The sequence below is a fragment of the Mesorhizobium sp. M0408 genome (assembly GCF_040321495.1).
GTDB lineage: Bacteria > Pseudomonadota > Alphaproteobacteria > Rhizobiales > Rhizobiaceae > Mesorhizobium.
Genome location: NZ_JAMYRO010000005.1, coordinates 35,948 through 57,784, shown reverse-complemented (window position 1 = coordinate 57,784; position 21,837 = coordinate 35,948). Strand labels below are relative to the sequence as shown.

Genomic DNA, 21,837 nt, shown 5'->3' with positions numbered 1-21,837 from the left:
GGCAACCTCTTAACGCTCCAATGGCGGCTTGCCTATGGCCGAGGACGGCGAAACTTCGTCGCGGCGCAGCTTGTATTCTAGACCCGCCAGCGCCGCCCCGCCGTCTGCACGCCGAACAGCGACGGATTTCTGGCATAGGCGGCCAGCCCTAAAAGCGCCGCCAGCGGATGGGTGATGACATAGACCGGCATGCTGCGCATCAGGGCGCTGTGCGGCGCCTTGTCCTCGAAGGCGGCGCGGAAATTGCCGATGCGCAGCGCCGGCAGGATTTTTTGCGCGATGCCGCCGGTGAGGAAAACACCGCCGCGGCTCATGAACACCAGAGCGAGGTCGCCGGCGGTGCGTCCCAGGCAGGTGACGAAGATCGACAGCGCCTCTTCGGCCACCGGATCGTTCTTTGCCAGCGCCGCGGCGGTGACCTCGGCCGGCGTGGTGAAGGGCGACGGCTTGCCGTCCGCCTTGGCTACCGCCCGGTAGGCATTGACCAGGCCGCGCCCGGACAGGATCTGTTCGCCGGAGATGCGGCCCTCGAGCTTCTCGATATGCGGAAACACCTGGAAATCGCGCGGCGAGCGCGGCCCGATATCCATATGGCCGCCCTCGCCGGGCACCGGTATCCAGTGATGCAGCGCATAGACCAGTCCGGCGACGCCGAGCCCGGTTCCCGGGCCGAGCACCACCCGCCCGGAATTCGGTTCCGGCTCGTCGCCGCCGATCTTTTCCATATGCTCTTCGCCGAGCGCGACGACAGCCAGCGCCTGTGCCTCGAAGTCGTTGAGCACCACGACGTCGCTGAGACCGAGACTGGCGAACATCTGTCTCGGCTTGACGATCCATGGGCAATTGGTAAGCGGGATCTCGTCGCTCTCGACAGGGCCTGCTACCGCCAGCACAGCTGAATTCGGCCGGACCGACGAGCGGTCGAGCACGGCCGCCTGGATCGCCTCGTCTATCGTATTGAAGTTGGCGGTCTGGACGATCGTCGGCTCGCCGGCCTCGGAATTCGCGTCGAGCACAATCGAGAAGCGCGCATTGGTGCCGCCTATGTCACCGATCAGGATCGGAAATCGCAACAGAGTGTCGTCGTCGCTTACGCCTGGCATGCTCTCGTCCGTTCCCGACGCGTATCGCCGTTCTCTCGTTGACTAGCGCATGACCGCAAAAAGGGAAATCGGTTTTCGAAGTGGAGATGCACGGATGCAGACAGCAAACACGCTGCCCGCATCAGTGCCCCGGTCGTGGCCGCGGCAGCGGAATGCCGATCTCGGGGGTCGCCACAAAGGCGTTCGCCGAGGCCGGAAGCGCTGCCGCGCCGGCTGCGACCGTCGGCGGCGGCGAAGGTTCTGCCGCGAGAGCGGGTTCTGCCGCGATCGGTACGCCGTCGCCATAGTAGGTGACTGCTTCGGCCGTGGCCGGAGCCGGCGCGTCGAGCACGAACTGGCATTGCCTGGGCAGGTTCGCCATCGTCATCACGTCGCGTGCCTTCGGCTTGTCCGGGTTCTTGTTGGGGCGCCACGGCCCCTCGGTGAACCACCAGGCCAGCGCCTGGTCGCAGCCATCGCCCGGCGCCGTCGCTTCCTGCGCCTTGCAGTCGGGTGATCCAGCCTGGCAGCCGATGCGAATGTGGAAGTGGTAGTCGTGGCCCCAGAACGGCCTGACCTTGCGCAACCAGCTGCGGTCGCCTTTGACCGTGTCGCAGAGCTTCTTCTTGATCCCTGGATTGACCAGGATGCGCTCGACTTCGGGATAGCTCGCGGCGCGCTTCAACAGCCGCGTGTGCATCGGCGTCCACAGGCCGTCCTTCACCAGATGGGTTTTTTCATCGACCATCAAGGTAGCGCTGATGTTTTCGCGCTCTTCGGCCGAGAGCTTGCGGTCGGGCATCGGCGTCAGCCAGATGTCGGCGTCGAGGCCGATCTGGTGCGAGGCATGGCCGGTCAGCATCGGCCCGCCGCGCGGCTGCGAAATGTCGCCGATCAACAGGCCCGGCCAGCCGTCGGCAGCGGCGTCGCGCGACAGTTTCTCGATCAGCGCGATCATTGCCGGATGGCCCCAGCGGCGATTGCGCGACGGTCGCATCACCTCCCAGTGCCGGCCGTCCATGGGCAGGGCGACGCCGCCGGAAAAACAGCCTTTGGAATAAAAGCCGATCGATTGCGCTGTTGCGATTGCCGGCAGCTCTTTGGCGCCAAACAGGTCTTTTGCCCGTTGCTCGGCGCTCGCCGTCTGCGCTGCAAGCGTCAGGCCGGCGACGGCCAGAGCTGCCGTCAGCAGCAGTGTTTTGCCCGGCAAGGCTCGCTTTAACGTCTTTCCCAAGCTGGACCCCTCCGCGATTTGAACCGCATCATACCACGCCCCGCGCAGCGTATCGATCATGACCGTTTCATCGGGCTGCGCGCCTCGCCGTCGCGCCAGTCGCCGCTCGCCCACATGGCATCGAGCGCCGAGCGATAGTCGGGGAAGCGAAACCCATAGCCGGCCGCCTTGATCGCCGCGTTGGCGACACGCTTGTTCTCGCCGTAGAAGGACCGCGCCATGGGCGAAAGTTGGGCGGTCTCGAACGGAATTTCGGGCGGCGGCTCGATGCCCATCAATTGGGCGGCATAGGCGACGACGTCCTGCGGCGGCGCCGGCAGGTCGTCGGTGACGTTGAAGATGCCGCCGCGATTGCCTTCGGCCAGATGCCAGAGCGCGCCGGCAATGTCGTCGCAATGGATGCGGTTGAACACCTGGCCAGGCTTGACCAACCGCCGGGCGGTGCCGTTTTCCAGATTGACCAAGGCGTTGCGGCCTGGCCCATAAATGCCGGAAAGCCGCAGGATCGCCGCCGGCCGGCCGACGTCGTGGCCCAGTTTCAGCCAATCCTGCTCGGCGGCAACCCTCATCGCTGATCGCTTCGATACTGGCCGGCATTCGGCGGCCTCGTCCACCCAATTGCCGCCATGGTCGCCATAGACGCCGACGGTGGAGAGATAGGCGATCCATTCGAGCTCCGGCATGTTGGCCGCGATCTCCTCGCGTGCCGCGCCCAGCACCGGGTCGCCGGCCTCGTCCGGCGCGACCGAGACGACGAGATGGGTTGTCTTCCCAAGCGCATCGCCGATTTCGGAGGTCAGCGTGCCATCGAAACGCAGCGGCACGATACCGGCTTGCCGCAGCGCCGCGAATTTTTCCAGCAACCGTGTTGTACCGAAGATCGCTATGTCGGCATCCCTGTTGGCGCGGGCGAAGGCCTTGCCCGAATAACCGGCGCCGAAGATGAAAATCTGCTTTTTTGTCATGTATGCGCCTCGATCGGCTTTGGCAGGGCCAGAAGCCATTCGCCTCTCACCGCCTCGTCATCTTCTGCTTGCAAAGCGGCTGCGGCACGTTCGGCAAATTCCCGACCCGGCACCAGCCGCGACAGCGCCCATACCGCAGGTCCGCGAACCAGGGGCGAGGCGTCGTCGAGCAGCGCGCGAACGGCGCCGGCCAGCGACAAGTCCTGGGAATTGCCGGCCGCTATCAGCACGTTGCGGATAAAACGGGCGCGGCCGATACGCTTGACCGGCGAGCCCGAAAAAAGCACGCGGAAGGCAGCGTCGTCGAGGCGCAGCAGCTCGGCGATCGGCGGTTCGCGCAAGTCCGCGCGGGCGGCAAGCTTTGCCTCCGAAGCGGCTTGGGCGAACTTGTTCCACGGGCAGGCGGCCAGGCAGTCGTCGCAGCCATAGATACGATTGCCGATCTTTTCCCGGAACTCATGCGGGATCGGTCCTTTGTTCTCGATGGTGAGGTATGAAATGCAGCGCCGCGCATCGAGCCGGTAAGGCGCCGGAAAGGCATCCGTCGGGCAAACGTCGAGGCAGGCCCGGCAGGAGCCGCAATGGTCGTCCTCAGGCGCGTCCGGCACCAGTTCGGCCGTCGTGAAGATGGTGCCGAGGAACAGCCAGGAGCCATGCGTTCGGCTGACCAGGTTGGTGTGCTTGCCTTGCCAGCCGAGGCCGGCCGCCTCGGCCAGCGGCTTTTCCATCACCGGCGCGGTGTCGACAAACACTTTCACGTCCCCGCCGGCGCGTGCCACGATCTTGCCGGCGATCTCCTTCAGCCGGCCTTTCATCACGTCATGATAGTCGCGGTTCTGCGCATAGGCCGAGATCGCGCCGCGGTCGCGCTTTGCCAGGATGTCGCGTGGGTCGTGGTCGGGGCCGTAATTCATCGCCAGCACGATGATCGAGCGGACCTCTGGCCAAAGCGTCGTCGGTTTGCCTCGCCGCTCGAGCGTTTCGGCAATCCAGCCCATCGAGCCGTGAAAACCGTCGGCAACGAATTCGGCCAGCCGTTCCGGCGCCTGCGGAATCGCATCGGGCGTGGTGACGGCAACGGCGTCGAAGCCGGCGTTCCGCGCCTCGCGGTCGATCAGCGCGCGCAGCTTTGCCGTATCAGAAATCGAGGTCCGCATAATGTGACACCGGCGACAGGCCGCGCACCCGGTCGGACAGAAGCGGCCGGAACGAAGGCCGTGATTTCACCCTTGTATACCATTCGCGCGCGGCGCTGTGTTCGCGCCAGTCGATCTCGCCGAGATAATCGAGCACCGACAGTGCTGCCGCCGCCGCGAGATCGGCATAGGTGACCTTGTTGCCGGCCAGCCAGTGACGGGTGCCGGCCAGCCAGTTGGTGTATTTCATGTGCTGGCGGATATTGGCGCGGGCGGCGCGGATCGCCGCCGAATCGGGCGAGCCGCCGCCTGCCGTTTCCGGCATGACCGGCTTCAGAACGCGCTCGCGAACCAGATGCCGGGTAACCTCGCTTTCCGCCTTGTTGAGGTACCAGTCGGTCAGCCGGCGGATTTCGGCGCGCTCCATCGGATCCTCGGCGAATAGCCGCTTGTCGCGCTTGAGTACGCCGCGCGTCTCGTCGAGATATTCGGCAATGACCACTGCGCCGACGATCGGCACGTCGCCTTCGGCGAGCAGGATCGGCAGCGTGCCGGCCGGGTTCAGCGCCAGGAACTCCTTGCGCCGCGTCCACGGCTTCTCTTCGATCAGCGCCAGTTCCTCGCCATACTCGCCAAAGGCGAGGCGGACGAAGCGGCAGCTGGCGAACATCGGATGGTGGAAAAGCGTCAGCATGGTCCCGCGATAATAAAGCGCACTGGCAAATCGCCGGCTGCGCCGGTAAGTCTTGGCCGCCCGATTCAGCGGGCTGTCAGGGTGCTGCGACCTATAGGGGGAGTTCCGCGCCATGACAAGCAAGCCCTTTTCTCAAGCCCTCACTCCAACGCCGAGGTTGCCATGGAAAGCCAGACCGTCGTCGAAGCGCTGCTGCTCGGCCTGCTCGAGGGCCTGACCGAGTTTATTCCGGTGTCTTCGACCGGTCATATCCTGCTCGCCGGCCATTTCCTCGGTTTTCATTCGACCGGAAAGGCCTTCGAGATCCTGATCCAGCTCGGCGCCATATTGGCGATTCTCAGCGTCTATTTCCGCCGTCTCTGGAAGATGCTGCTCGAGCTGCCCTACGATCGGCTGACGCGGCATTTCGTCCTTGGCATTCTCATCGCATTCCTGCCGGCGGCCATTATCGGCGCACTGGCGCATGACTTCATCAAGACGGTGCTGTTCGAATCGCCGCGGCTGATCTGCATCATGCTGATCATCGGCGGTGTCATCCTGCTGCTGGTCGATCGCATGAAGCCGAAGCCGTATTACCACGATGTCGAGCGGTTTCCGACCAGGCTTTATCTGCAGATCGGGCTGTTTCAGTGCTTGTCGCTAATCCCCGGCACGTCGCGCTCGGGCTCGACCATCGTCGGCGCGCTGCTGCTCGGCGTCGACAAACGGGCGGCGGCGGAATTCTCTTTCTTCCTTGCCATCCCGACGATGGTCGGCGCCTTCGCCTTCGACCTGTTCAAGAACCGCAATGTGCTAAGCAGCGCCGACTTGCCCATCATCGCGGTCGGCTTCGTTGCCGCCTTCGTCACCGCGCTAATCGTCGTGCGCTTCCTGCTCGACTACGTCTCGCGCCATGGCTACGCGCTGTTCGGCTGGTGGCGGCTGGTCGTCGGCATCGTCGGGCTGGCGGGGCTGGCAATCTGGGGGTGAGCCGGCGCGGATAGCGCAATCCCAGCCGGAACTCTATTCTTGCCCGAAGCCGAGCCATACGATCTTGTGAACGTATGGTTGGCAGGGGGAATGCATGAGCGAAGTTCTTGACGCCCTCGTTATTGGCGCCGGTCCGGCGGGACTCGGCGTCAGTTACTTCTTGAAACGGCAGGACCGCGACCACCGTGTGCTCGATCGAGGCCGGATCGGCGAGACGTGGCGAACGCAGCGGTGGAACTCGTTTCGACTGAATTCGCCGACCATTCGCTCCATCTTACCCGGTGATTCCTATAAGGGGCCCGAGCCGTGGGGCGCGATAAGCCACCACGAATTTGTCGCGTATCTCGAAGGCTATGCCGAGCGGCACCGTCTGCCGGTAAGCACCCAAACTCCAGTGCAAGAGCTGACGAGAGACGACGGGATCTTTCGCATCACCACGACGGACGGGGCATTTCTGGCGCGCAATGTGGTGATCGCCACCGGCGACCAGAACCGGCAGGTCCGGCCAGCAGGGTCGGCGGATTTGCCAACCGCAATTCGCCAAGTCGATTCCTCGGCTTATCGCAACCCGGCCGAGTTCGAGAGTGGCGCGGTGCTAGTGGTCGGCAGCGGCCAGTCGGGCGGCCAGATCGCCGAGGATCTGGCGTTGGCAGGACGTGTGGTCTTTTTGGCGACCAGCCGCAACGGCCGTTGGGTGCGGCGCTACCGCAGGGGCAACATACTTAAATGGCTGACGCTGTCCGGTTTTCTCGACGTTCCGCGCAAGGAACTCGTCCTCCCCTCCGGCAAGCTGCAGGCCCGCGCGCTGGTCGGCGCGACCCATACGATCAGCCTGCAATCGCTGAGCGCGCAGGGCGTGGTGCTGCTCGGCCGCTTCAGGGGTGTGGAGAACGGCAACCTCGTCTTCGGCGACGAGCTCGACGACCATATGCGATTTGCCGACGAAGTCTCCGCGAATGCCAAGCGCCTGGTTGACGAGTACATCGAGCGCGCCGGCCTCGATGCGCCACTGGCCGAGGATGATCCAGCCGAGACGATTGAACCGCGCTTGCCCGATCCTCCGATCCGCTCCCTCGACTGGACGGCGAGCGGCATCAGATCAGTGATCTGGTGCACCGGCTTCACCGGCGATTTCTCATGGGTTCGGCTTCCCGGCGCGCTCGATGCAGCCGGCCAGCCCGTCCACGAGGATGGCGTCGGCGCTGTTCCAGGTCTCTTTTTCGCCGGCCTCGATTTCGGATCGACGCGGAAGTCGGGCACCATACCGGCCATTCCAGAGGAGGCGGCCGCCGTCGTGGAGCGACTTGTCCAAGCGGGAGCCGACTTGCCACGGAACGGCGTCTAAACGAACCGTCGAACGCGGGTTCTTGAACGTGCAAGAACATGACAGCTCTGGCGCGATCAAGACGACGCACGCTGCCTTTTGTCGAAGCGCACCGACAATTTTCCGTAGTCCATTGGTGCGACAGCCAGAAATCGCGGGCACCTTCGATACGGCGCTCCGATTCGCGGCCGACTGCATCCATTGCCTCCATCAGCGTGCGGCGGCCTTGACCTCGGCTGGTCGTCGTCGTGCTGACAGCACTGGCCATATGGGATGAGCCGGCGCAGTCGTTCGGAATGGTCGACCTGGTGCGTCAAGGCGCACGATCGGTCAGCGCGCTCGCGCCTTCCTCCGCGGCGCAATGTGCGCAGCAGTAGATGATGTCATCCTGTTCGACGCCATGTCCGATGATCCGGCATCCGCAATGCGGACACGTCGGAGCAAGTTTCTGGACCGCGCATTCGAAGCTGTCGAACGTGTAGGTCTCCTCGGCCATCGTCACGTTGAAAGCCTTGTCGTAGTCATTCCCGCATTGATCGCATCTGGCCATAGTTCTTTTCCTTCTTTCACTGGCTTCAAGCTCGACCAACCTGTCGCGCGGCGATAGGTTCCCGCCAGGATCAGGGGGCCGTCCTAAGCCGGAGACGAGAGCGAGCCTACGCGACGGCGCTGTTCGATCGCACGGATCACCTCGTCGATATCCCGCGGCTCGATGTCGAGTTCCTTCAGGCCAGGCGCGTCGATTGCTGCCACATTGTCCTGACGCATAAGATCGATCTGGTTGCGCGTTATGGGGGCAGCCGGGAGGAGTTCCGCGACGCCAGCCAAGGCGTTCCATACCGCAAACGGCACCGGCATCAGCTTGACGTGCGTATCGAGCTGTCGGGCGATCTCCCGAAGCAGTTCCTTATAGGTATAGATGCGCGGGCCACCGAATTCGAATATGGATGAACCCTGGGTTCGCCCGTCGATCAGCCGGCTCACTGCTTCTGCGACGTCTGCCACATAGACCGGCTGAAGCCGTGTGCCACCATCGCCGAACAGCGGATAGACCGGCAGGAGGCGTATCATCCTCACAATGGTCGTGAGGAAAGCGTCGTCAGGTCCTGTCATGACGGCGGGACGCACAATGAAAGCGCCGGGAAATGCGCTTTCCACGGCACCTTCTCCGCGCCCACGCGCCCTTATGTAATTCGAATCCGATTGAGGATCGGAGCCGATCCCTGAAATCTGGACGAACTGGTCGATCGCGCGGTCGCGCGACGCGGCAGCGAGATCGGCCGCGGCTTTCACATGCACGCGTTCAAAGGTCTGGACGCCCTGCTCGACGTAAAGACTGACGGCATTCACGACCGCCTGTGATCCGGTAATGGCCGACCCGATCGAGGACGCATCCAATATATCCGCCTCGACTGCTTCGGGCATCCTTGTAATCGAGGAAAAGACCAGGGCCACGCGAGCCGGATGGCGAGATGCGGCGCGCACCGTGAAACCTCTTTCCAGGAGCCGCTTCACGATCCTGCGCCCGAGAAAGCCAGTTCCGCCGAACACGGTGACGATCCGTTCCGGGTTGAGATCGTCGGGATCCATTTGCCTCGCCATCCCTTTGTCCTCGCATAGCTGCCACGCGGACTGCGCTGGCCGGCATTTGAACCAGCCCGTCGAACATCAGGACGATTGGGGAACAACGCAGGAACGCTTTTGTTCCAGTCAGCGCTGGGCGGATGCTTGACAGATCGGCAAACCATGATCTGAACCGCAGGCGCAGCAAAACGTCCCCACGTCGAGAATGGCCTAGTTTCGCCCGTAAAACACATTCTCGACATGCACCGGCCAGCGCCACGGCAGCACCGCCACCATGTCGAAGCGCACCGATAATTTTCCGTAGTCGGATTGGCGCGACAGCCAGAAATCGGCGGCGCCTTCGATGCGGTGCTCCGATTCGCGACCGACGGCTTCCATTGCCTCCATCAGCGTGCGGCGCGCCTTGACCTCGACGATCAGCACCAGATCGCCACGCCGCGCGATCAGGTCGATCTCGCCGAACCTGGTGCGGTGGCGGCGGGCCAGAATTCGGTAGCCTTTCAGCATCAGCGCCGCCGCCGCCAGCCATTCGCCGTGATGGCCGCGCCGGTAGGCCTTTTGCCGGCTGGCGCTCGGCCGTTCAGCCATCGCCGTCTCCGCCGGTCCCGTCTCTTCCGGCATTCTTGAGGTCGAGCAGCCGACGATAGAGCGTCTGCTTCTGGCCACCCGTCATCTTGGCGGCTTCCGCCGCTGCCTTGGAGGCCGGCATCTCGGCGGCGAGCGAAAGCAGCAGCCGGTCGATGTCTTCAGGCTCATCAGCGACAACATCCGCCAGGCCGACGCAGATGACGATTTCGCCTTTCGGCGTATCAGCTGCGGCGTAATGGCTGGCGAGCGACTGCAGGGTGCCGGTCCGCATCTCCTCGAAGGTCTTGGTCAGCTCGCGGCCGATGGCCGCCTTGCGGGCACCGCCCAGCACCTCGACCATGGCGCTGAGCGTCTCGGCCAGCCGGCGCGGCGATTCGAAGAAGATCAACGTTGCCGGCACCGCCTTCAGCGCTTCCAGCCGCGTCAGCCGCTGCCCGGTCTTCACCGGCAGGAAGCCGGCAAACAGAAACGCGTCCGAGGGCAGGCCGGATGCCGTCAAAGCGGCAAGTGCTGCTGATGGGCCGGGGATCGGCACGACACGAATGCCGCGTTCCAGCGCCTCACCGACCAGCCGGTAGCCGGGGTCGGAGATGAGCGGCGTGCCGGCATCCGAGATCAGCGCAACGCTTTGGCCGGCCAGCAGCGCCGCGATCAGCTTCGGTCCGGCCTCGCCGGCATTGTGCTCGTGGTAGGCGGTGGTGCGGCGGCGGATGCCGTAGCGGTCGAGCAGCACGCGGCTGACACGTGTGTCCTCGCAAGCGACGATATCGGCGGCGGCGAGCGTTTCCAGCGCGCGCAGCGTGATGTCGGCGAGATTGCCGATAGGCGTCGCCACCAGGTAGAGCGCCGGCTCGAGCGGCCGGGCGGCGATTTCGGTCTGCCCGACCACATAACTGCGTTTGGCCGATTCGCCGGTCACCTGCACAACTCCGTTCGACCCTGTTTGGCACGGCTCACGCTTGGTTGCAAAAGCCTGGGTTGCAAAGGCCCTGGTTCCAAAAGGGATGCCGACGTGAACCGGCCGCCATGCCTTCGCCACAGTAGGGAACGAAACCGTTGCCGGCGAATTTTACCCCTGATCTCGGGAGGAGCAGGATGAACAGCCTGACGATACAGGACGTTTTCGAACCCTACTATGCCGGCCGCAAACGCTTCGCCGCGCCATGCGACAAGAGCCTGCCTGCCGAAGCCGCAGATGGCAGAGCCAAGAAGCCGCTTGCACGCCAGCGATCGGCAGAGAGCAAGCCCGCAAACGAAACCGACCGCACGATGGAGCACTGACCGGACGATGCCCAATCGCTTCGACATTTTCATCACCCGCCTCGAAACAAAAAGCGCCCGCGATGGCGCAGCGTCACATTCCACAGACGACCAGCACCATGCCTCACGCGACAAAAGCGAGATCAAGCCGGCCCGTTCCGGAGAGACCAGCGAAAAAGATCGCGCCAAACACCGCCACAAGCACGAGGCTTGACCCCGCAAACCTTAGCGATCGGTCGAGACAGTTCTCGAAGCGCGGTTGCGAATGCTCCGCGATGTATCATTCAACCCAGATACTTCGAGACACGCGCCTCCAGCAGGCCCACCAGAGCCGGGTCCATGAATGCATAGTCGTCGGGAATATCGAGGCAGATTACTCGAGCCTTTTTCAGGCTTGTCTTGAATTTCTGCTGCAGTTTGGCGCGGTGCGTTTTTTCCATCACGAAGATGATGTCGGCCCAGGCGACGAGTTCATGCGTCAACGGTATGTCGGCATCGTGATTAGTGCCGGCCGAAGCGACCTCGATGTCCCGCCGCTTGGAAAACACCTGCTCCGCCGTCGGGCTGCGCAAGCGATTCTGGCTGCAGATGAAGAGAACGTTCTTCAACGTGCTATCTGGCCAAATCCGCCACGACCGCATCGAGCACGATCATGCCGGCCGGCGTGGCGCGCAGGCGGGCATTGCCGATCGGCGCCACCAGGCCTTCGTCCTGCAGCACCGACAGCCGTGCCGTCGACAGGCCGCGCCCTGAAAATGCCTCGTAGCGGGAAAGGTCGATGCCTTCCGCCAGCCTCAGCCCCATCAGCAGGAACTCGTCGGCCTCTTCCGACCGCGTCAGGACCTCGCCGCCGGTAACGCCATGACCCTTGGCCTCGACCAGATTGGCCCAGGTCTCCGGCATTTTCTCGGCGATCGTCACCACGCGGCGGCCATTTTCGACGAACCGGCCATGCGCGCCGGGACCGACGCCGACATATTCGCCATAACGCCAATAGGTGAGATTGTGCCGGCTTTCGGCGCCGGGCCTGGCGTGGTTGGAAATCTCGTAGGCCGGCAGTCCGCGCGCGGTGGTGATCTCCTGTGTCAACGCGTAGAGATCGGCGGCAAGCTCATTGTCTGGAATGATGAATTTCCTTGCCGCATGCAGTGCATGGAACGGCGTGCCTTCCTCGATGGTCAGCTGATAGAGCGACAGATGGTCTGCGGCGTGGCCGATCGCCTGCTCGAGCTCCGTCTGCCACGCTTTAAGCGTCTGGCCCGGCCGCGCGTAGATCAGGTCGAACGACAGCCGTGGGAATATCTCGCGCGCCAGGCCGATCGCATGCAGGGCCTCATCGACATTGTGCAAACGGCCGAGGAAGCGCAGATCCTTGTCGTGCAGCGCCTGCACGCCAAGCGATACCCGGTTGACGCCGGCCGCGCGATAGCCGCGAAAGCGCTCGGCCTCGACCGAGGAAGGATTGGCCTCCAGCGTCACCTCGATGCCATCAGGCACCGTCCAGTTCTTCGCCACTGCATCCAGCACCGCCGCCACGGCCTGCGGCTTCATCAGCGATGGCGTGCCGCCGCCAAGAAAGATGCTGGTCACCTCGCGCGGTCCGGTGCGGCCGCGCATCGTCGCCAGCTCGGTCTCGAAGGCGCGGGCAAAACGCTCCTGGTCGACCGGCTGGTGGCGGACATGGCTGTTGAAGTCGCAATACGGGCATTTGGCCGCGCAGAACGGCCAGTGGACGTAGACGCCGAAACCAGGCCTGCGGTCGAGCAGCATGGTCATACGCCGGCCAATCGGGCTTGCGCGAATTTCTGGAAGGCGCGGGCACGGTGCGACAATGTGGTTGGCTGGCCGGGCTTCCAGCCATGCTTTTCCTTCGCGCTCATCTCGCCGAAGGTCTTTTCGAACCCGTTGGGCAAGAACACCGGATCGTAGCCGAAGCCGAGCTCGCCGCGCGGTGGCCATACCAGCGTGCCCTCGACCTCACCGCGAAAATATTCCGCCTGGCCATCGGGAAAGGCCAGGCAGATGACCGCGACAAAGCGGCCCTTGCGCTGGGCAGGCGTGATCGCGCCAACTTCTTGCAAGGCCACTTCCGTGCGCTGCATGGCCATGCCGAAGTCGCGGGAGCCGTCCGGCGTCTCAGCCCAGTTGGCGGTGTAGACGCCGGGTGCGCCGTCGAGCGCATCGACACACAGGCCGGAATCGTCCGACAGCGCCGGCAGTCCAGTGGCCTTGGCGGCGGCCAAGGCTTTTATGAGGGCGTTCTGCTCGAAAGTGGTGCCGGTCTCGTCCGGCTCCGGCAAGCCGTATTCCTTTGCGGACTTCGCTTCTATGCCGAATGGCGCCATCAGATCGGCGAATTCCCGCAATTTACCGGCATTATGGCTGGCGACGACGATCTTATGCCCGTCAAGCGAATGGACAGTTGGCGAATGCATCAGATGCCCCAGATTCTTGGCTCGGCGAATTCGATCGAATTGCCCGACGGGTCGCGAATATAGATCGAGCGGCCGCCCTGCGGCCATTCGAACTCGCTTTCGATGGCAATTTTCTTCGCCTCAAGATGCGCTTTCCAGCGTGGGATTTCATCCGCGCTTGCGGCGAAGCAAAGATGGCCCTGGCCGACCGCGCCATGCGGCGGTACTTTGAGCTTGGCGTCGGCCGGCGGCGGCACTTTGGTCGCCTCGGCATTGAACATAAGCAGCACGCTGTCGCCGCAGCGGAAGAAGAGATGCCTGCCATCGACCTTGCCGAGCAGATCGAGCCCGAGCACGCCCGAATAGAACCGTTCCGCGGCAGCAAGGTCCGTCACGTAGAGTGCTGATTCCAGGATTGCAGAAGGGGTCACAGGATCGCCAATCTCATCAATATTGACCGCAGCTAAGCCACCGCCATTTGCTGCAAGCTGACCAGGCGCTGAATACCTTTCTTGGCGAGCCCCATCAGCGCCGCGAACTGCTCTTCCGAGAACGGCTCGCCCTCGGCCGTGCCTTGGATCTCGACGATGCCGCCCTTGCCGGTCATGACGAAATTGGCGTCGGTGCCGGCCGAGGAATCCTCGATATAGTCGAGGTCGATGACCGGCTGGCCATCATGGATGCCGCAGGAGATCGCCGCAACGTGATCCTTCAGCACCTTGCCCAGGCTCGCCATCTGGCGGGTTTCCATCCAGCGCAGGCAGTCGTAGAGCGCCACCCAGCCGCCGGTGATCGAAGCGGTGCGCGTGCCGCCGTCGGCCTGGATCACGTCGCAGTCGACGGTGATCTGCTGCTCGCCGAGCGCCTGCAGATCGACCACGGCGCGCAGGGAGCGGCCGATCAGCCGCTGGATTTCCAGCGTGCGGCCGCCTTGTTTGCCGGCCGAAGCCTCGCGGCGCATGCGCTCGCCGGTCGAACGCGGCAGCATGCCGTATTCCGCCGTCACCCAGCCCTTGCCGGAGTTGCGCATCCAGCCCGGCACCTTTTCCTCCAGGCTGGCCGTACACAGCACATGCGTGTCGCCGAACTTCACCAGGCACGAGCCTTCCGCATGCTTGGAGACGCCGCGCTCGAAGGAGATGGGGCGCATTTCGTCGAATTGGCGTTTGGAAGGGCGCATTCAGGCTTCTTTCTTTCTTCGGAATCTTGGCCGGGGAATCTTGGCCGGCTTGTAGCCGCACGGGGCGTGAGGCGCAAAGGAAAATGGACCGGTTGCGCCGACACCGCGGAAGTCTATATCTTCGGGGCGGAGGTTTTTGGCTCGAAATGACAAAGGCAGTCGATCCCGGTTTGCAGTCGCACGTGCTCCCGTCGCACGCGCTGCAATCGCCCGCGCTTCAATCGCTCGACATGCGTTCGCGCGACATCTTCCGGCGCATCGTCGATTCCTATTTGAGGGATGGCGAGCCGGTCGGTTCGCGCAGCCTGTCGCGCATCCTGCCGTCGTCGCTGTCGCCGGCCACCATCCGCAACGTGATGAGCGACCTTGAGCATCTCGGCCTGATCTATGCGCCGCACATTTCGGCTGGCCGGCTGCCGACCCAGGCAGGCCTGCGCTTCTTCGTCGATGCTTTCATGGAACTTGGTGACCTCTCCGACGAGGAGCGCCGCACCATCGAGGCCCAGGTGCGCGCCTCCGGCTCGGGCGCGACGCTGGAGCATATGCTGACCGAGGCCAGCCAGATGCTGTCCGGCATGTCGCGCGGCGCCGGCCTCGTGCTCGCCGCCAAGAATGAGGTGGCGCTTAAGCACATCGAATTCATCCAGCTAGAGCCGACCAAGGCGCTGGCCGTGCTGGTCTCGCAGAACGGCGACGTCGAAAATCGCGTCATCGATCTGCCCGCCGGCATCACCATCTCGCAATTGCACGAAGCCTCCAACTTCCTCAACGCCCATATCCGCGGTCGCACCCTGGCCGAGGCGCGGGTCGAGATCGCCCGCATCAAGGAAGAGACCAGGGCAGCCCTCGACACGCTGTCGCAGGATCTGGTCGAGAAGGGCCTGGCGGTCTGGGCAGGCGCTGAAAGCGGCGTGCCTGGGCGGCTTATCGTGCGCGGCCGCGCCAATCTCCTGGAAAACGTCACTGCCCAGGCCGACATAGAATTGCTGCGGCATCTGTTTGAGGATCTGGAGACGCAGGATGGGCTGATCCAGCTTCTCGACCTCGCCGAGGCAGGCCCAGGCGTGCGCATATTCATCGGTTCGGAAAACAAGCTGTTTTCGCTGTCTGGCTCCTCGCTGGTGGTGGCACCCTATCGCGACAAGGACGCGCGCGTCGTCGGTGCGCTCGGCGTCATCGGGCCGACGCGGCTGAATTATGCGCGCATAGTACCGATGGTCGACTATACCGCGCAGCTGATTTCGCGCATGCTGAGCTAGGAGCCGCCGCGGGCCTGCCGCAAGGAGGAGAAAAGAATGGCGCTGGAATCGTTCAAGGCCCAGATCAGTCTGCTGCTCGAAGAAATGATCAACCAACCAGAGGATCAGCACGAGGTGCAAGAGCAGTTGCGCGAGAAGCTGCAAGAGATGCGGGCGATGGGTCTGCCGCTGCCGGCCGATCTGGTCGCGCTGGAAAAGCGCCTCGACGACGACTTTTACGCCTCTGGCAACTGAACGGGTTCGGCTTCAAATCCTCGTGTGCTGGACGGCCGCTTGGAACGATCAATACCTGATGCCGTTTGCCCTGTTCGAGGCGAATCCCGGAGGACGTTGATGATCCGATCTGGCGGCTTTGCGGCCGTTGCCGCTGCCCTCCTTGTTGCGACACCGGCAGCCGCCCAGCAGGCGGACCAGAATGTGCTCAAAGGCGAAGCCGCGTTTGGCGATTGGCACGCCGACAGGCCTGGCGTCCGACGCCTGATTGGGCCGCGAGACATGCCGGCAGCCGACCCCGCCCAATCCGCTTCGAACGGCGCCGGCGTGGCGGAACGGCCCGAACGCGCCAAGCCAGAATTGCCGTCGGGCTTTTCGGCTGAAATGATCGCATCCGGCATCGTCAATCCACGTGTCGTGCGCGTCGCTCCGAATGGCGACCTGTTTGTTGCCAACAGCCATGCCGACCAAATACGCGTCTATCGTCTCGCCGAGGGCAGCGCCAAGCCCATCGAGAAAGCGATCTTCGCCAAGGGGCTCAATTATCCCTACGGCATCGCCTTCTATCCGCCAGGAGACAAACCGCAATGGGTTTATGTCGCGAACAGCGACAGCATCGTCCGCTTCCCCTATCGCGATGGCGACCTGAAGACATCCGGCAAACCAGAAACCATTGTCGCCCAAATCCCGTCGGGTGGTCACACGACCCGCGACATCGCCTTCTCGCAGGACGGCAAAACGCTTTATTTGTCGGTTGGCTCCGCCTCGAACGTCGCCGAGGATATAGGTAAGGAGCCGGATAGCGGCCTCGACGCCTGGGCCAAATCAAAGCCGCTCGGGGCGGCCTGGGGCTCCGAGGACGGCCGTGCCGATGTGCTCGCCTTTGACCCGGATGGGAAAAATCCCCGAACTGTCGCCACCGGCCTGCGCAACTGTACGGGCATGACCGTGCAGCCCGCCACCGGCGCATTGTGGTGCGTCGTCAATGAGCGCGACGAACTCGGCGACAATGTGCCGTTCGAATTTGCAACAGCGGTCAAGGACGGCGGATTCTATGGTTGGCCTTGGTACTACATCGGCAATAACGAGGATCCGCGCCATCAGGGCGAGCGGCCAGACCTCGCCGGCAAGGCCACTGTCCCCGATGTATTGATGCAGGCGCATTCGGCGCCGATGAATATAGCCTTCTACGACGGCAAGAACTTCCCGGCGGATTATCAGGGTGACGCCTTCGTCGCCATGCATGGTTCGTGGAACCGTGGCGCCAGGACCGGCTACAAGGTGGTGAGGCTCAAATTCAGGGATGGCAAGCCGACAGGCGAATATGAGGACTTCATGACCGGCTTCGTCATCTCGAACGACGCCGTCTGGGGCCGACCGGTCGGTGTCGCGATGGCCAAGGACGGCTCGCTGATCGTCACCGAGGACGGCAACGGCACCATCTGGCGCATTACCTACGAAGACGGCCGCTCCTGAACGGCGGTGTCGCCTGCTGCGCTGGCGCAATCGAATTCGGCCCGAGGGAATTCACCCAACTTCAACATTGTGCGACAAGCGCCAATCATGACACTCACCGGGTTCCTCGCCTATAGCGCCGCCCTCGGCATCGCCGCAGCCATCCCCGGCCCAGGCGTCACCGCGCTTGTCGCGCGTGCGCTGGGTTCCGGCTTCCGCTCGTCGCTGGCCATGTCGTTCGGGCTGATGCTCGGCGACCTGACCTATTTGACTGCCGTGGTGCTCGGCCTGGCTTTCGTCGCACAGACTTTCGGCATGGTCTTCCTGGCCATCAAATGGCTGGGCGTCGCCTACCTCGCCTTTCTTGGCTGGCATTTCTGGACGAGCGGCATCACGCCCGAGACGGTGGAGGCCAAGAAAGGCAAGGGCGGCTTGACATCCAGCTTTATAGCCGGCCTCGCCGTCACGCTCGGCAATCCGAAGACGATGATCTTCTATCTTGCCATCACCCCGACCATCGTCGATCTGAAGACGATCACGCTGGCCGATTACGGCATTCTTGTCGCGCTCACCATCGTCGTCCTGCTCGTCGTGCTGGTGCCCTATCTGGCGCTGGCGGCCAAGGCGCGCTGGTTCCTGAAGTCGCCGCGGGCGCTGAGGGCACTCAACCGCACCGCCGCCGGCTTCATGGTCGGTGCGGCGGCGGCAATTGCTGCCCGCCAATAAATCTCTTTCGCCAATCCGCCCAAGGATTGCCACGCCTTGCAAGGGCGGGGGTACTCAGCACGAACTTCACTCGGATATTTTTCGATCGACAGCCTATCTTGCGCGGCGGATGGCTCTATCCTAGGCCCCGCCCGACTCTTGCCGCTTGACCTCTGGGAGGAAATCAATGAACAAGCCCGCCACCCCCGCACACGTGCCCGGCCGCGGCCGCATCTACAATTCGATCACCGAGACGATCGGCGACACGCCGCTGGTGCGGCTTGATAAATTCGCCAGGGAGAAGGGCGTCGTCGCCAATCTGCTGGCCAAGCTCGAATTCTTCAACCCGATCGCCTCGGTCAAGGACCGCATCGGCGTGTCGATGATCGAGGCATTGGAGGCTTCGGGCAGGATTACGCCCGGCAAGACCACCCTGATCGAGCCGACCTCGGGCAATACCGGCATCGCGCTCGCCTTTGCCGCCGCTGCCAAGGGCTACAAGCTGATCCTGACCATGCCGGAAACCATGTCGGTCGAACGCCGCAAGATGCTGGCTCTGCTCGGTGCCGAACTGGTGCTGACCGAAGGGCCGAAAGGCATGAAGGGCGCCATCGCCAAGGCGGACGAGCTGGCGGCAACGCTGCCCGACGCTGTCATTCCGCAGCAATTCGAAAACCCGGCCAATCCGGAAATCCATCGCCGCACCACGGCCGAGGAAATCTGGAACGACACCCATGGCGAAGTCGATATCTTCGTTGCCGGCATCGGGACCGGCGGCACCATCACCGGCGTCGGCCAGGTGCTGAAGAAGCGTAAGCCCTCGGTGCATGTCGTCGCCGTCGAACCGGAAGCCTCGCCGGTGCTGTCGGGCGGCCAGCCAGGCCCGCACAAGATCCAGGGCATTGGCGCCGGCTTCGCGCCAAAAATCCTCGACACGACGATCTATGACGAAATCGTCAAGGTCTCGAACGAGGATTCGGTTGCCAATGCACGGCTCGTCGCTCGGCTCGAAGGTGTGCCGGTCGGCATCTCGTCGGGTGCCGCCCTGCAAGCGGCGATCGTCGTCGGCTCGCGGGCCGAGAACAAGGGCAAGAACCTCGTCGTCGTCATCCCCTCTTTCGCCGAGCGCTATCTCTCGACGATCCTGTTCGAGGGATTGGGCGCTTAGACACGAGCGTTTTTGACCGGTCAGTAGCGATCCTTCGCGATGCCCTCCGACATCAAATACTCTGTATCACGCGTCGGCGTGGACCGCTGAAAAACCACCTGTGGCGGGCGTCGTTCGCTTGAGCGGCGGGTCCCTTCCGTATCAAATCGTCGCTGCCCGGCAGGTGGAGGACTTCATGTACAAGCTCTATACGCGTGCCAATACCGGCGGCTTTGTCATCGAGGCGGCGCTCGCTTTGGCGGGCGTGCCTTTCGACCAGATCGACGTTCCGAAGGGCCGACCCGACCAGGCCTTTTTAGATATCAGCCCCTTGAACCAGGTGCCGGTCCTGATCTTGCCGGACGGACGCTCGATGACCGAATCGGCGGCGATCTGCATCCTGCTGGCCGAGCGCCACCCGGAAGCAGGACTGGCGCCCGCAGCAAGTTCGGCTGACCGTGCCGACTTCCTGCGCTGGATGTTTTTCATGTCCTCCGTCATCTATTCGGCTGACCTGCGGTTCTTCTACGCTCATCGCTACACGACCGATCCCCGCGGCGTGGACGCTGTCAAACGGGCGGCGGTCTCGGAAATGGATCGCAGCTTCGCCATTCTCGATGCCGCCCTCGCAGGCCATGACTGGCTGGCCGGCGACCAACTCTCGCTGGCCGACATCTATCTCGTCATGTTGGTGGCCTGGCATCCGGAGGTCGCGAAGGTTCCAACCGCTTGGCCGAATATCGGACGCCTGTGGGCCAATTTGCGGGAACATCGAGTGATAAAGAGGCTGAATGCTTCCCACGACATGTGGCCGGCCTAAGCACTCCGCCTTGTCTCAGTGTCTTTCCGCGTGGCCGAGCCATGCCCGTCGTTCCTGCAGGAACCGGCGCACGGCCGGATCGCGTTCGAGGCCGATAGCCCGGTCATAGGCCTCGCTCGCTTGCGGAACTTTGCCGAGCCTGGCCAGCAGGCCCGCGCGGGCGGCCCAGTAAGGTTGATAGTCATACAGCCGCTTGTCGTCGCCAAGCTCATCAAGTGCACTCAATCCTGCCGAAGCGCCTTCGGCCTCGGCAATGGCCACCGCGCGGTTGATCGAAACCACCGGCGAGCCGGCAATCACCGACAGCGCGTCATAGAGCTCCTTGATCGCGACCCAGTCGGTACAACCGGTCAGCCGTCGTGTCGTATGGGCGGACTGCACGGCGGCCTCGAGTTGGTAGCGGCCGACAACGCTCTTGGCCGCGGCGTGCCTGAGCAGCGTCTCCGCTTCATCGATCATTGTATCGTCCCACAGTACAAGATCCTGCTCGGCCAGCGGTACATAATCGCCCGCCGCGTTGCGCCGCGCTGCACGCCGCGCCTCGGCGAACAGCATCAGCGCCAGCAGGCCGAGCGCTTCCGGTTCGTCTGGCATTAACGTGGCCAGCAGACGGCCGAGCCAGATGCCTTCGGTCGCGAGATTACGGCGCAGCGTTTCCGTGCCGGCCGGGTCGGACCAGCCTTCGGCAAACGCCGCGTAGATCGCTTCCAGAACGGTGCCCAGCCGCTCGCCGAGTTCGGCCCTCTCCGGGACGCGGAACGGAATGCCGGTCTCGCGGATGCGGGTCTTGGCGCGCACCAGGCGCTGGCTCATCGTGGCTGGCGAGACAAGAAAAGCCGAGGCGATGGTCGCTGCGTCGAAGCCAAGGACGGTCTGCAGGATCAGCGGCGCTCGTACGCCGGCCTCGATAGCCGGATGGGCGCAGGCAAACATCAGCCTGAGCCGCTCGTCCGGCAGGTCTTCGTCGGCCATGCGTGCCTCCATCTCCTCGGCGATCAGCCTGAGGTGGTCGCGGCCCGCCTCGCTGGTCAGGCGCCGCCGGATTGCGTCGACGCGGCGCCTGCGCGCCACCGCCAGCAGCCAGGCTTCCGGCTTGTCGGGCACGCCCGCCTGTGGCCAACGCTCGAGCGCCGCTGCAAAGGCATCGGCCAAGGCGTCCTCGGCACCGGCCACGTCGCGCGTGCGCGCGGCGAGATAGGCGACCAGTTTGCCGTAGCTTTGCCGGGCGGCCGCTTCCGCCGCCGCCCGCGCCATCTCCGGGCGACCGTCTATCACATGGTCATTTCTCAGATAAGTACTCCGTCATTTCCCAGATCGGTCGCACCTCGACCGTGCCGGTGCTGGCGCCCGGGCAGCGCGCCGCCCAGGCAATGGCGGCGTCGACGTCCTCCGCTTCGATCATATAGAAGCCGGCAAGCTGCTCCTTGGTGTCGGCATAGGGGCCGTCGAGCACGTTGGTCTTGCCATTGGCCATCCGTACCGAAGTAGCGGATTGCGTCGGCTTCAACCGGTCACCGCCAAGCCAGGCGCCCGATTTCTTCAGCGCTTCGGTGTAGGCGACATAGGCGCTCGACATCTGTGTCACCGCGTCTGCCGGCGCGGCAGCCATCCCGGCCTCGTTTCCGTAGATCAAAAGCATATATCGCATGGTCTTCTCCCGTGGTTTGAAGGCCGCATCGTTGCGAGCCGGACGTATGTCGCGCAGCCCTGCCCGATTTCGACAAGCGCTGGAAAAATCTTCGGCCGCGATGCGACATCGCGCAAGCGCCGATGTGTTGCGGCATTGCTTAGCCGTTCGTCTAATCACT

At 63.7% G+C, this 21,837-nt stretch carries 25 protein-coding genes and 1 pseudogene; 9 read left to right on the top strand and 17 right to left on the bottom strand.

Annotation, left to right across the window (positions count from 1 at the left end; all coding sequences use genetic code 11):
• Positions 1-77: 77 nt before the first annotated feature.
• The 5 genes from NKI67_RS07420 to NKI67_RS07400 all read right to left on the bottom strand — a co-directional run bounded on the left by NKI67_RS07420 (position 78) and on the right by NKI67_RS07400 (position 5,111).
• Positions 78-1,103, bottom strand: coding sequence for a glucokinase (locus NKI67_RS07420; protein WP_023678964.1), 1,026 nt, complete (start codon positions 1,101-1,103; stop codon positions 78-80).
• 121 nt (positions 1,104-1,224) lie between these two features.
• Complete coding sequence (gene mepA / locus NKI67_RS07415; RefSeq protein WP_031212369.1) at positions 1,225-2,316, bottom strand: penicillin-insensitive murein endopeptidase; 1,092 nt, start codon at positions 2,314-2,316, stop codon at positions 1,225-1,227.
• Between the two features lie 56 nt (positions 2,317-2,372).
• Complete coding sequence (locus tag NKI67_RS07410; RefSeq protein ID WP_023678966.1) at positions 2,373-3,281, bottom strand: SDR family oxidoreductase; 909 nt, start codon at positions 3,279-3,281, stop codon at positions 2,373-2,375.
• Positions 3,278-4,438: a tRNA epoxyqueuosine(34) reductase QueG gene (gene queG / locus NKI67_RS07405; RefSeq protein WP_023678967.1), complete on the bottom strand. Its 1,161-nt coding sequence runs from the start codon at positions 4,436-4,438 to the stop codon at positions 3,278-3,280. The genes NKI67_RS07410 and queG overlap by 4 nt, the downstream gene beginning before the upstream one ends.
• Positions 4,419-5,111 carry a glutathione S-transferase family protein gene (locus NKI67_RS07400; protein WP_023678968.1) on the bottom strand — a complete coding sequence of 231 codons (693 nt, stop codon included), beginning with the start codon at positions 5,109-5,111 and terminating at the stop codon, positions 4,419-4,421. Before NKI67_RS07400 ends, queG begins: the two co-directional genes overlap by 20 nt.
• 162 nt (positions 5,112-5,273) lie before the next feature.
• Here NKI67_RS07400 and NKI67_RS07395 point away from each other — a divergent pair, with 162 nt between their 5' ends.
• Positions 5,274-6,080 (top strand): undecaprenyl-diphosphate phosphatase, encoded by an 807-nt coding sequence (locus NKI67_RS07395; RefSeq protein ID WP_023678969.1) that lies wholly within the window; start codon positions 5,274-5,276, stop codon positions 6,078-6,080.
• Positions 6,081-6,174: 94 nt separating this feature from the next.
• Positions 6,175-7,425: a flavin-containing monooxygenase gene (locus NKI67_RS07390; protein ID WP_023678970.1), complete on the top strand. Its 1,251-nt coding sequence runs from the start codon at positions 6,175-6,177 to the stop codon at positions 7,423-7,425.
• A gap of 80 nt (positions 7,426-7,505) precedes the next feature.
• Here NKI67_RS07390 and NKI67_RS33850 read toward each other — a convergent pair.
• From NKI67_RS33850 to rsmI, 5 genes and pseudogenes are all read right to left on the bottom strand, one after another.
• A pseudogene (locus tag NKI67_RS33850) lies at positions 7,506-7,633 on the bottom strand (YraN family protein); the annotation flags it as partial.
• A gap of 84 nt (positions 7,634-7,717) precedes the next feature.
• Positions 7,718-7,954 carry a metallothionein gene (locus tag NKI67_RS07385; protein WP_023678971.1) on the bottom strand — a complete coding sequence of 79 codons (237 nt, stop codon included), beginning with the start codon at positions 7,952-7,954 and terminating at the stop codon, positions 7,718-7,720.
• Positions 7,955-8,037: 83 nt separating this feature from the next.
• On the bottom strand, positions 8,038-9,006 hold the full coding sequence (locus tag NKI67_RS07380; protein WP_031212374.1) for a complex I NDUFA9 subunit family protein: 969 nt from the start codon (positions 9,004-9,006) through the stop codon (positions 8,038-8,040).
• Positions 9,007-9,198: 192 nt separating this feature from the next.
• Positions 9,199-9,576 carry a YraN family protein gene (locus NKI67_RS07375; RefSeq protein WP_023678973.1) on the bottom strand — a complete coding sequence of 126 codons (378 nt, stop codon included), beginning with the start codon at positions 9,574-9,576 and terminating at the stop codon, positions 9,199-9,201.
• The gene (rsmI, locus tag NKI67_RS07370) at positions 9,569-10,495 is read right to left on the bottom strand and encodes a 16S rRNA (cytidine(1402)-2'-O)-methyltransferase (protein ID WP_023678974.1); all 927 of its coding nucleotides are present in this window, start codon (positions 10,493-10,495) and stop codon (positions 9,569-9,571) included. The genes NKI67_RS07375 and rsmI overlap by 8 nt, the downstream gene beginning before the upstream one ends.
• Before the next feature lie 176 nt (positions 10,496-10,671).
• Between rsmI and NKI67_RS07365 the strand changes: the two genes are divergently transcribed.
• Positions 10,672-10,857 (top strand): hypothetical protein, encoded by a 186-nt coding sequence (locus NKI67_RS07365; RefSeq protein WP_023678975.1) that lies wholly within the window; start codon positions 10,672-10,674, stop codon positions 10,855-10,857.
• 263 nt (positions 10,858-11,120) lie between these two features.
• Here NKI67_RS07365 and NKI67_RS07360 read toward each other — a convergent pair whose 3' ends face one another.
• Genes NKI67_RS07360 through rph form a run of 5 tightly spaced genes read right to left on the bottom strand, consistent with a single transcriptional unit; the run spans position 11,121 to position 14,430 of the window.
• A complete protein-coding gene (locus NKI67_RS07360) occupies positions 11,121-11,444 on the bottom strand; it encodes a low molecular weight protein tyrosine phosphatase family protein (protein WP_023678977.1) in 324 nt (107 codons plus the stop codon).
• A 4-nt stretch (positions 11,445-11,448) separates the two neighbouring features.
• Positions 11,449-12,612, bottom strand: coding sequence for a radical SAM family heme chaperone HemW (gene hemW, locus NKI67_RS07355; RefSeq protein WP_352644907.1), 1,164 nt, complete (start codon positions 12,610-12,612; stop codon positions 11,449-11,451).
• The gene (gene rdgB / locus NKI67_RS07350; RefSeq protein WP_023678979.1) at positions 12,609-13,271 is read right to left on the bottom strand and encodes an RdgB/HAM1 family non-canonical purine NTP pyrophosphatase; all 663 of its coding nucleotides are present in this window, start codon (positions 13,269-13,271) and stop codon (positions 12,609-12,611) included. The genes hemW and rdgB overlap by 4 nt, the downstream gene beginning before the upstream one ends.
• Complete coding sequence (locus NKI67_RS07345) at positions 13,271-13,681, bottom strand: VOC family protein (protein WP_023678980.1); 411 nt, start codon at positions 13,679-13,681, stop codon at positions 13,271-13,273. Before NKI67_RS07345 ends, rdgB begins: the two co-directional genes overlap by 1 nt.
• Positions 13,682-13,713: 32 nt before the next feature.
• Positions 13,714-14,430 carry a ribonuclease PH gene (gene rph, locus NKI67_RS07340; RefSeq protein ID WP_023678981.1) on the bottom strand — a complete coding sequence of 239 codons (717 nt, stop codon included), beginning with the start codon at positions 14,428-14,430 and terminating at the stop codon, positions 13,714-13,716.
• 146 nt (positions 14,431-14,576) lie between these two features.
• Here rph and hrcA point away from each other — a divergent pair, with 146 nt between their 5' ends.
• The 6 genes from hrcA to NKI67_RS07310 all read left to right on the top strand — a co-directional run bounded on the left by hrcA (position 14,577) and on the right by NKI67_RS07310 (position 20,029).
• Positions 14,577-15,689, top strand: coding sequence for a heat-inducible transcriptional repressor HrcA (gene hrcA, locus NKI67_RS07335; RefSeq protein ID WP_036239090.1), 1,113 nt, complete (start codon positions 14,577-14,579; stop codon positions 15,687-15,689).
• Between the two features lie 36 nt (positions 15,690-15,725).
• The gene (locus NKI67_RS07330; RefSeq protein WP_023678983.1) at positions 15,726-15,923 is read left to right on the top strand and encodes a hypothetical protein; all 198 of its coding nucleotides are present in this window, start codon (positions 15,726-15,728) and stop codon (positions 15,921-15,923) included.
• Positions 15,924-16,022: 99 nt separating this feature from the next.
• Entirely contained in the window at positions 16,023-17,378 is a 1,356-nt protein-coding gene (locus NKI67_RS07325) for a PQQ-dependent sugar dehydrogenase (RefSeq protein WP_023678984.1), read from the top strand.
• Between the two features lie 87 nt (positions 17,379-17,465).
• Positions 17,466-18,083, top strand: coding sequence for a LysE family translocator (locus NKI67_RS07320; protein WP_023678985.1), 618 nt, complete (start codon positions 17,466-17,468; stop codon positions 18,081-18,083).
• Between the two features lie 166 nt (positions 18,084-18,249).
• Entirely contained in the window at positions 18,250-19,230 is a 981-nt protein-coding gene (cysK, locus tag NKI67_RS07315) for a cysteine synthase A (protein ID WP_023678986.1), read from the top strand.
• 175 nt (positions 19,231-19,405) lie between these two features.
• Positions 19,406-20,029, top strand: a complete 624-nt coding sequence (locus NKI67_RS07310) for a glutathione S-transferase family protein (RefSeq protein WP_023678987.1) — start codon at positions 19,406-19,408, stop codon at positions 20,027-20,029.
• 15 nt (positions 20,030-20,044) lie between these two features.
• Here NKI67_RS07310 and NKI67_RS07305 read toward each other — a convergent pair whose 3' ends face one another.
• Together NKI67_RS07305 and NKI67_RS07300 are read right to left on the bottom strand one after the other, a co-directional pair.
• Positions 20,045-21,301 carry an RNA polymerase sigma factor gene (locus tag NKI67_RS07305; RefSeq protein WP_023678988.1) on the bottom strand — a complete coding sequence of 419 codons (1,257 nt, stop codon included), beginning with the start codon at positions 21,299-21,301 and terminating at the stop codon, positions 20,045-20,047.
• A gap of 7 nt (positions 21,302-21,308) precedes the next feature.
• Entirely contained in the window at positions 21,309-21,677 is a 369-nt protein-coding gene (locus tag NKI67_RS07300) for a YciI family protein (RefSeq protein ID WP_023678989.1), read from the bottom strand.
• Positions 21,678-21,837 lie beyond the last annotated feature (160 nt).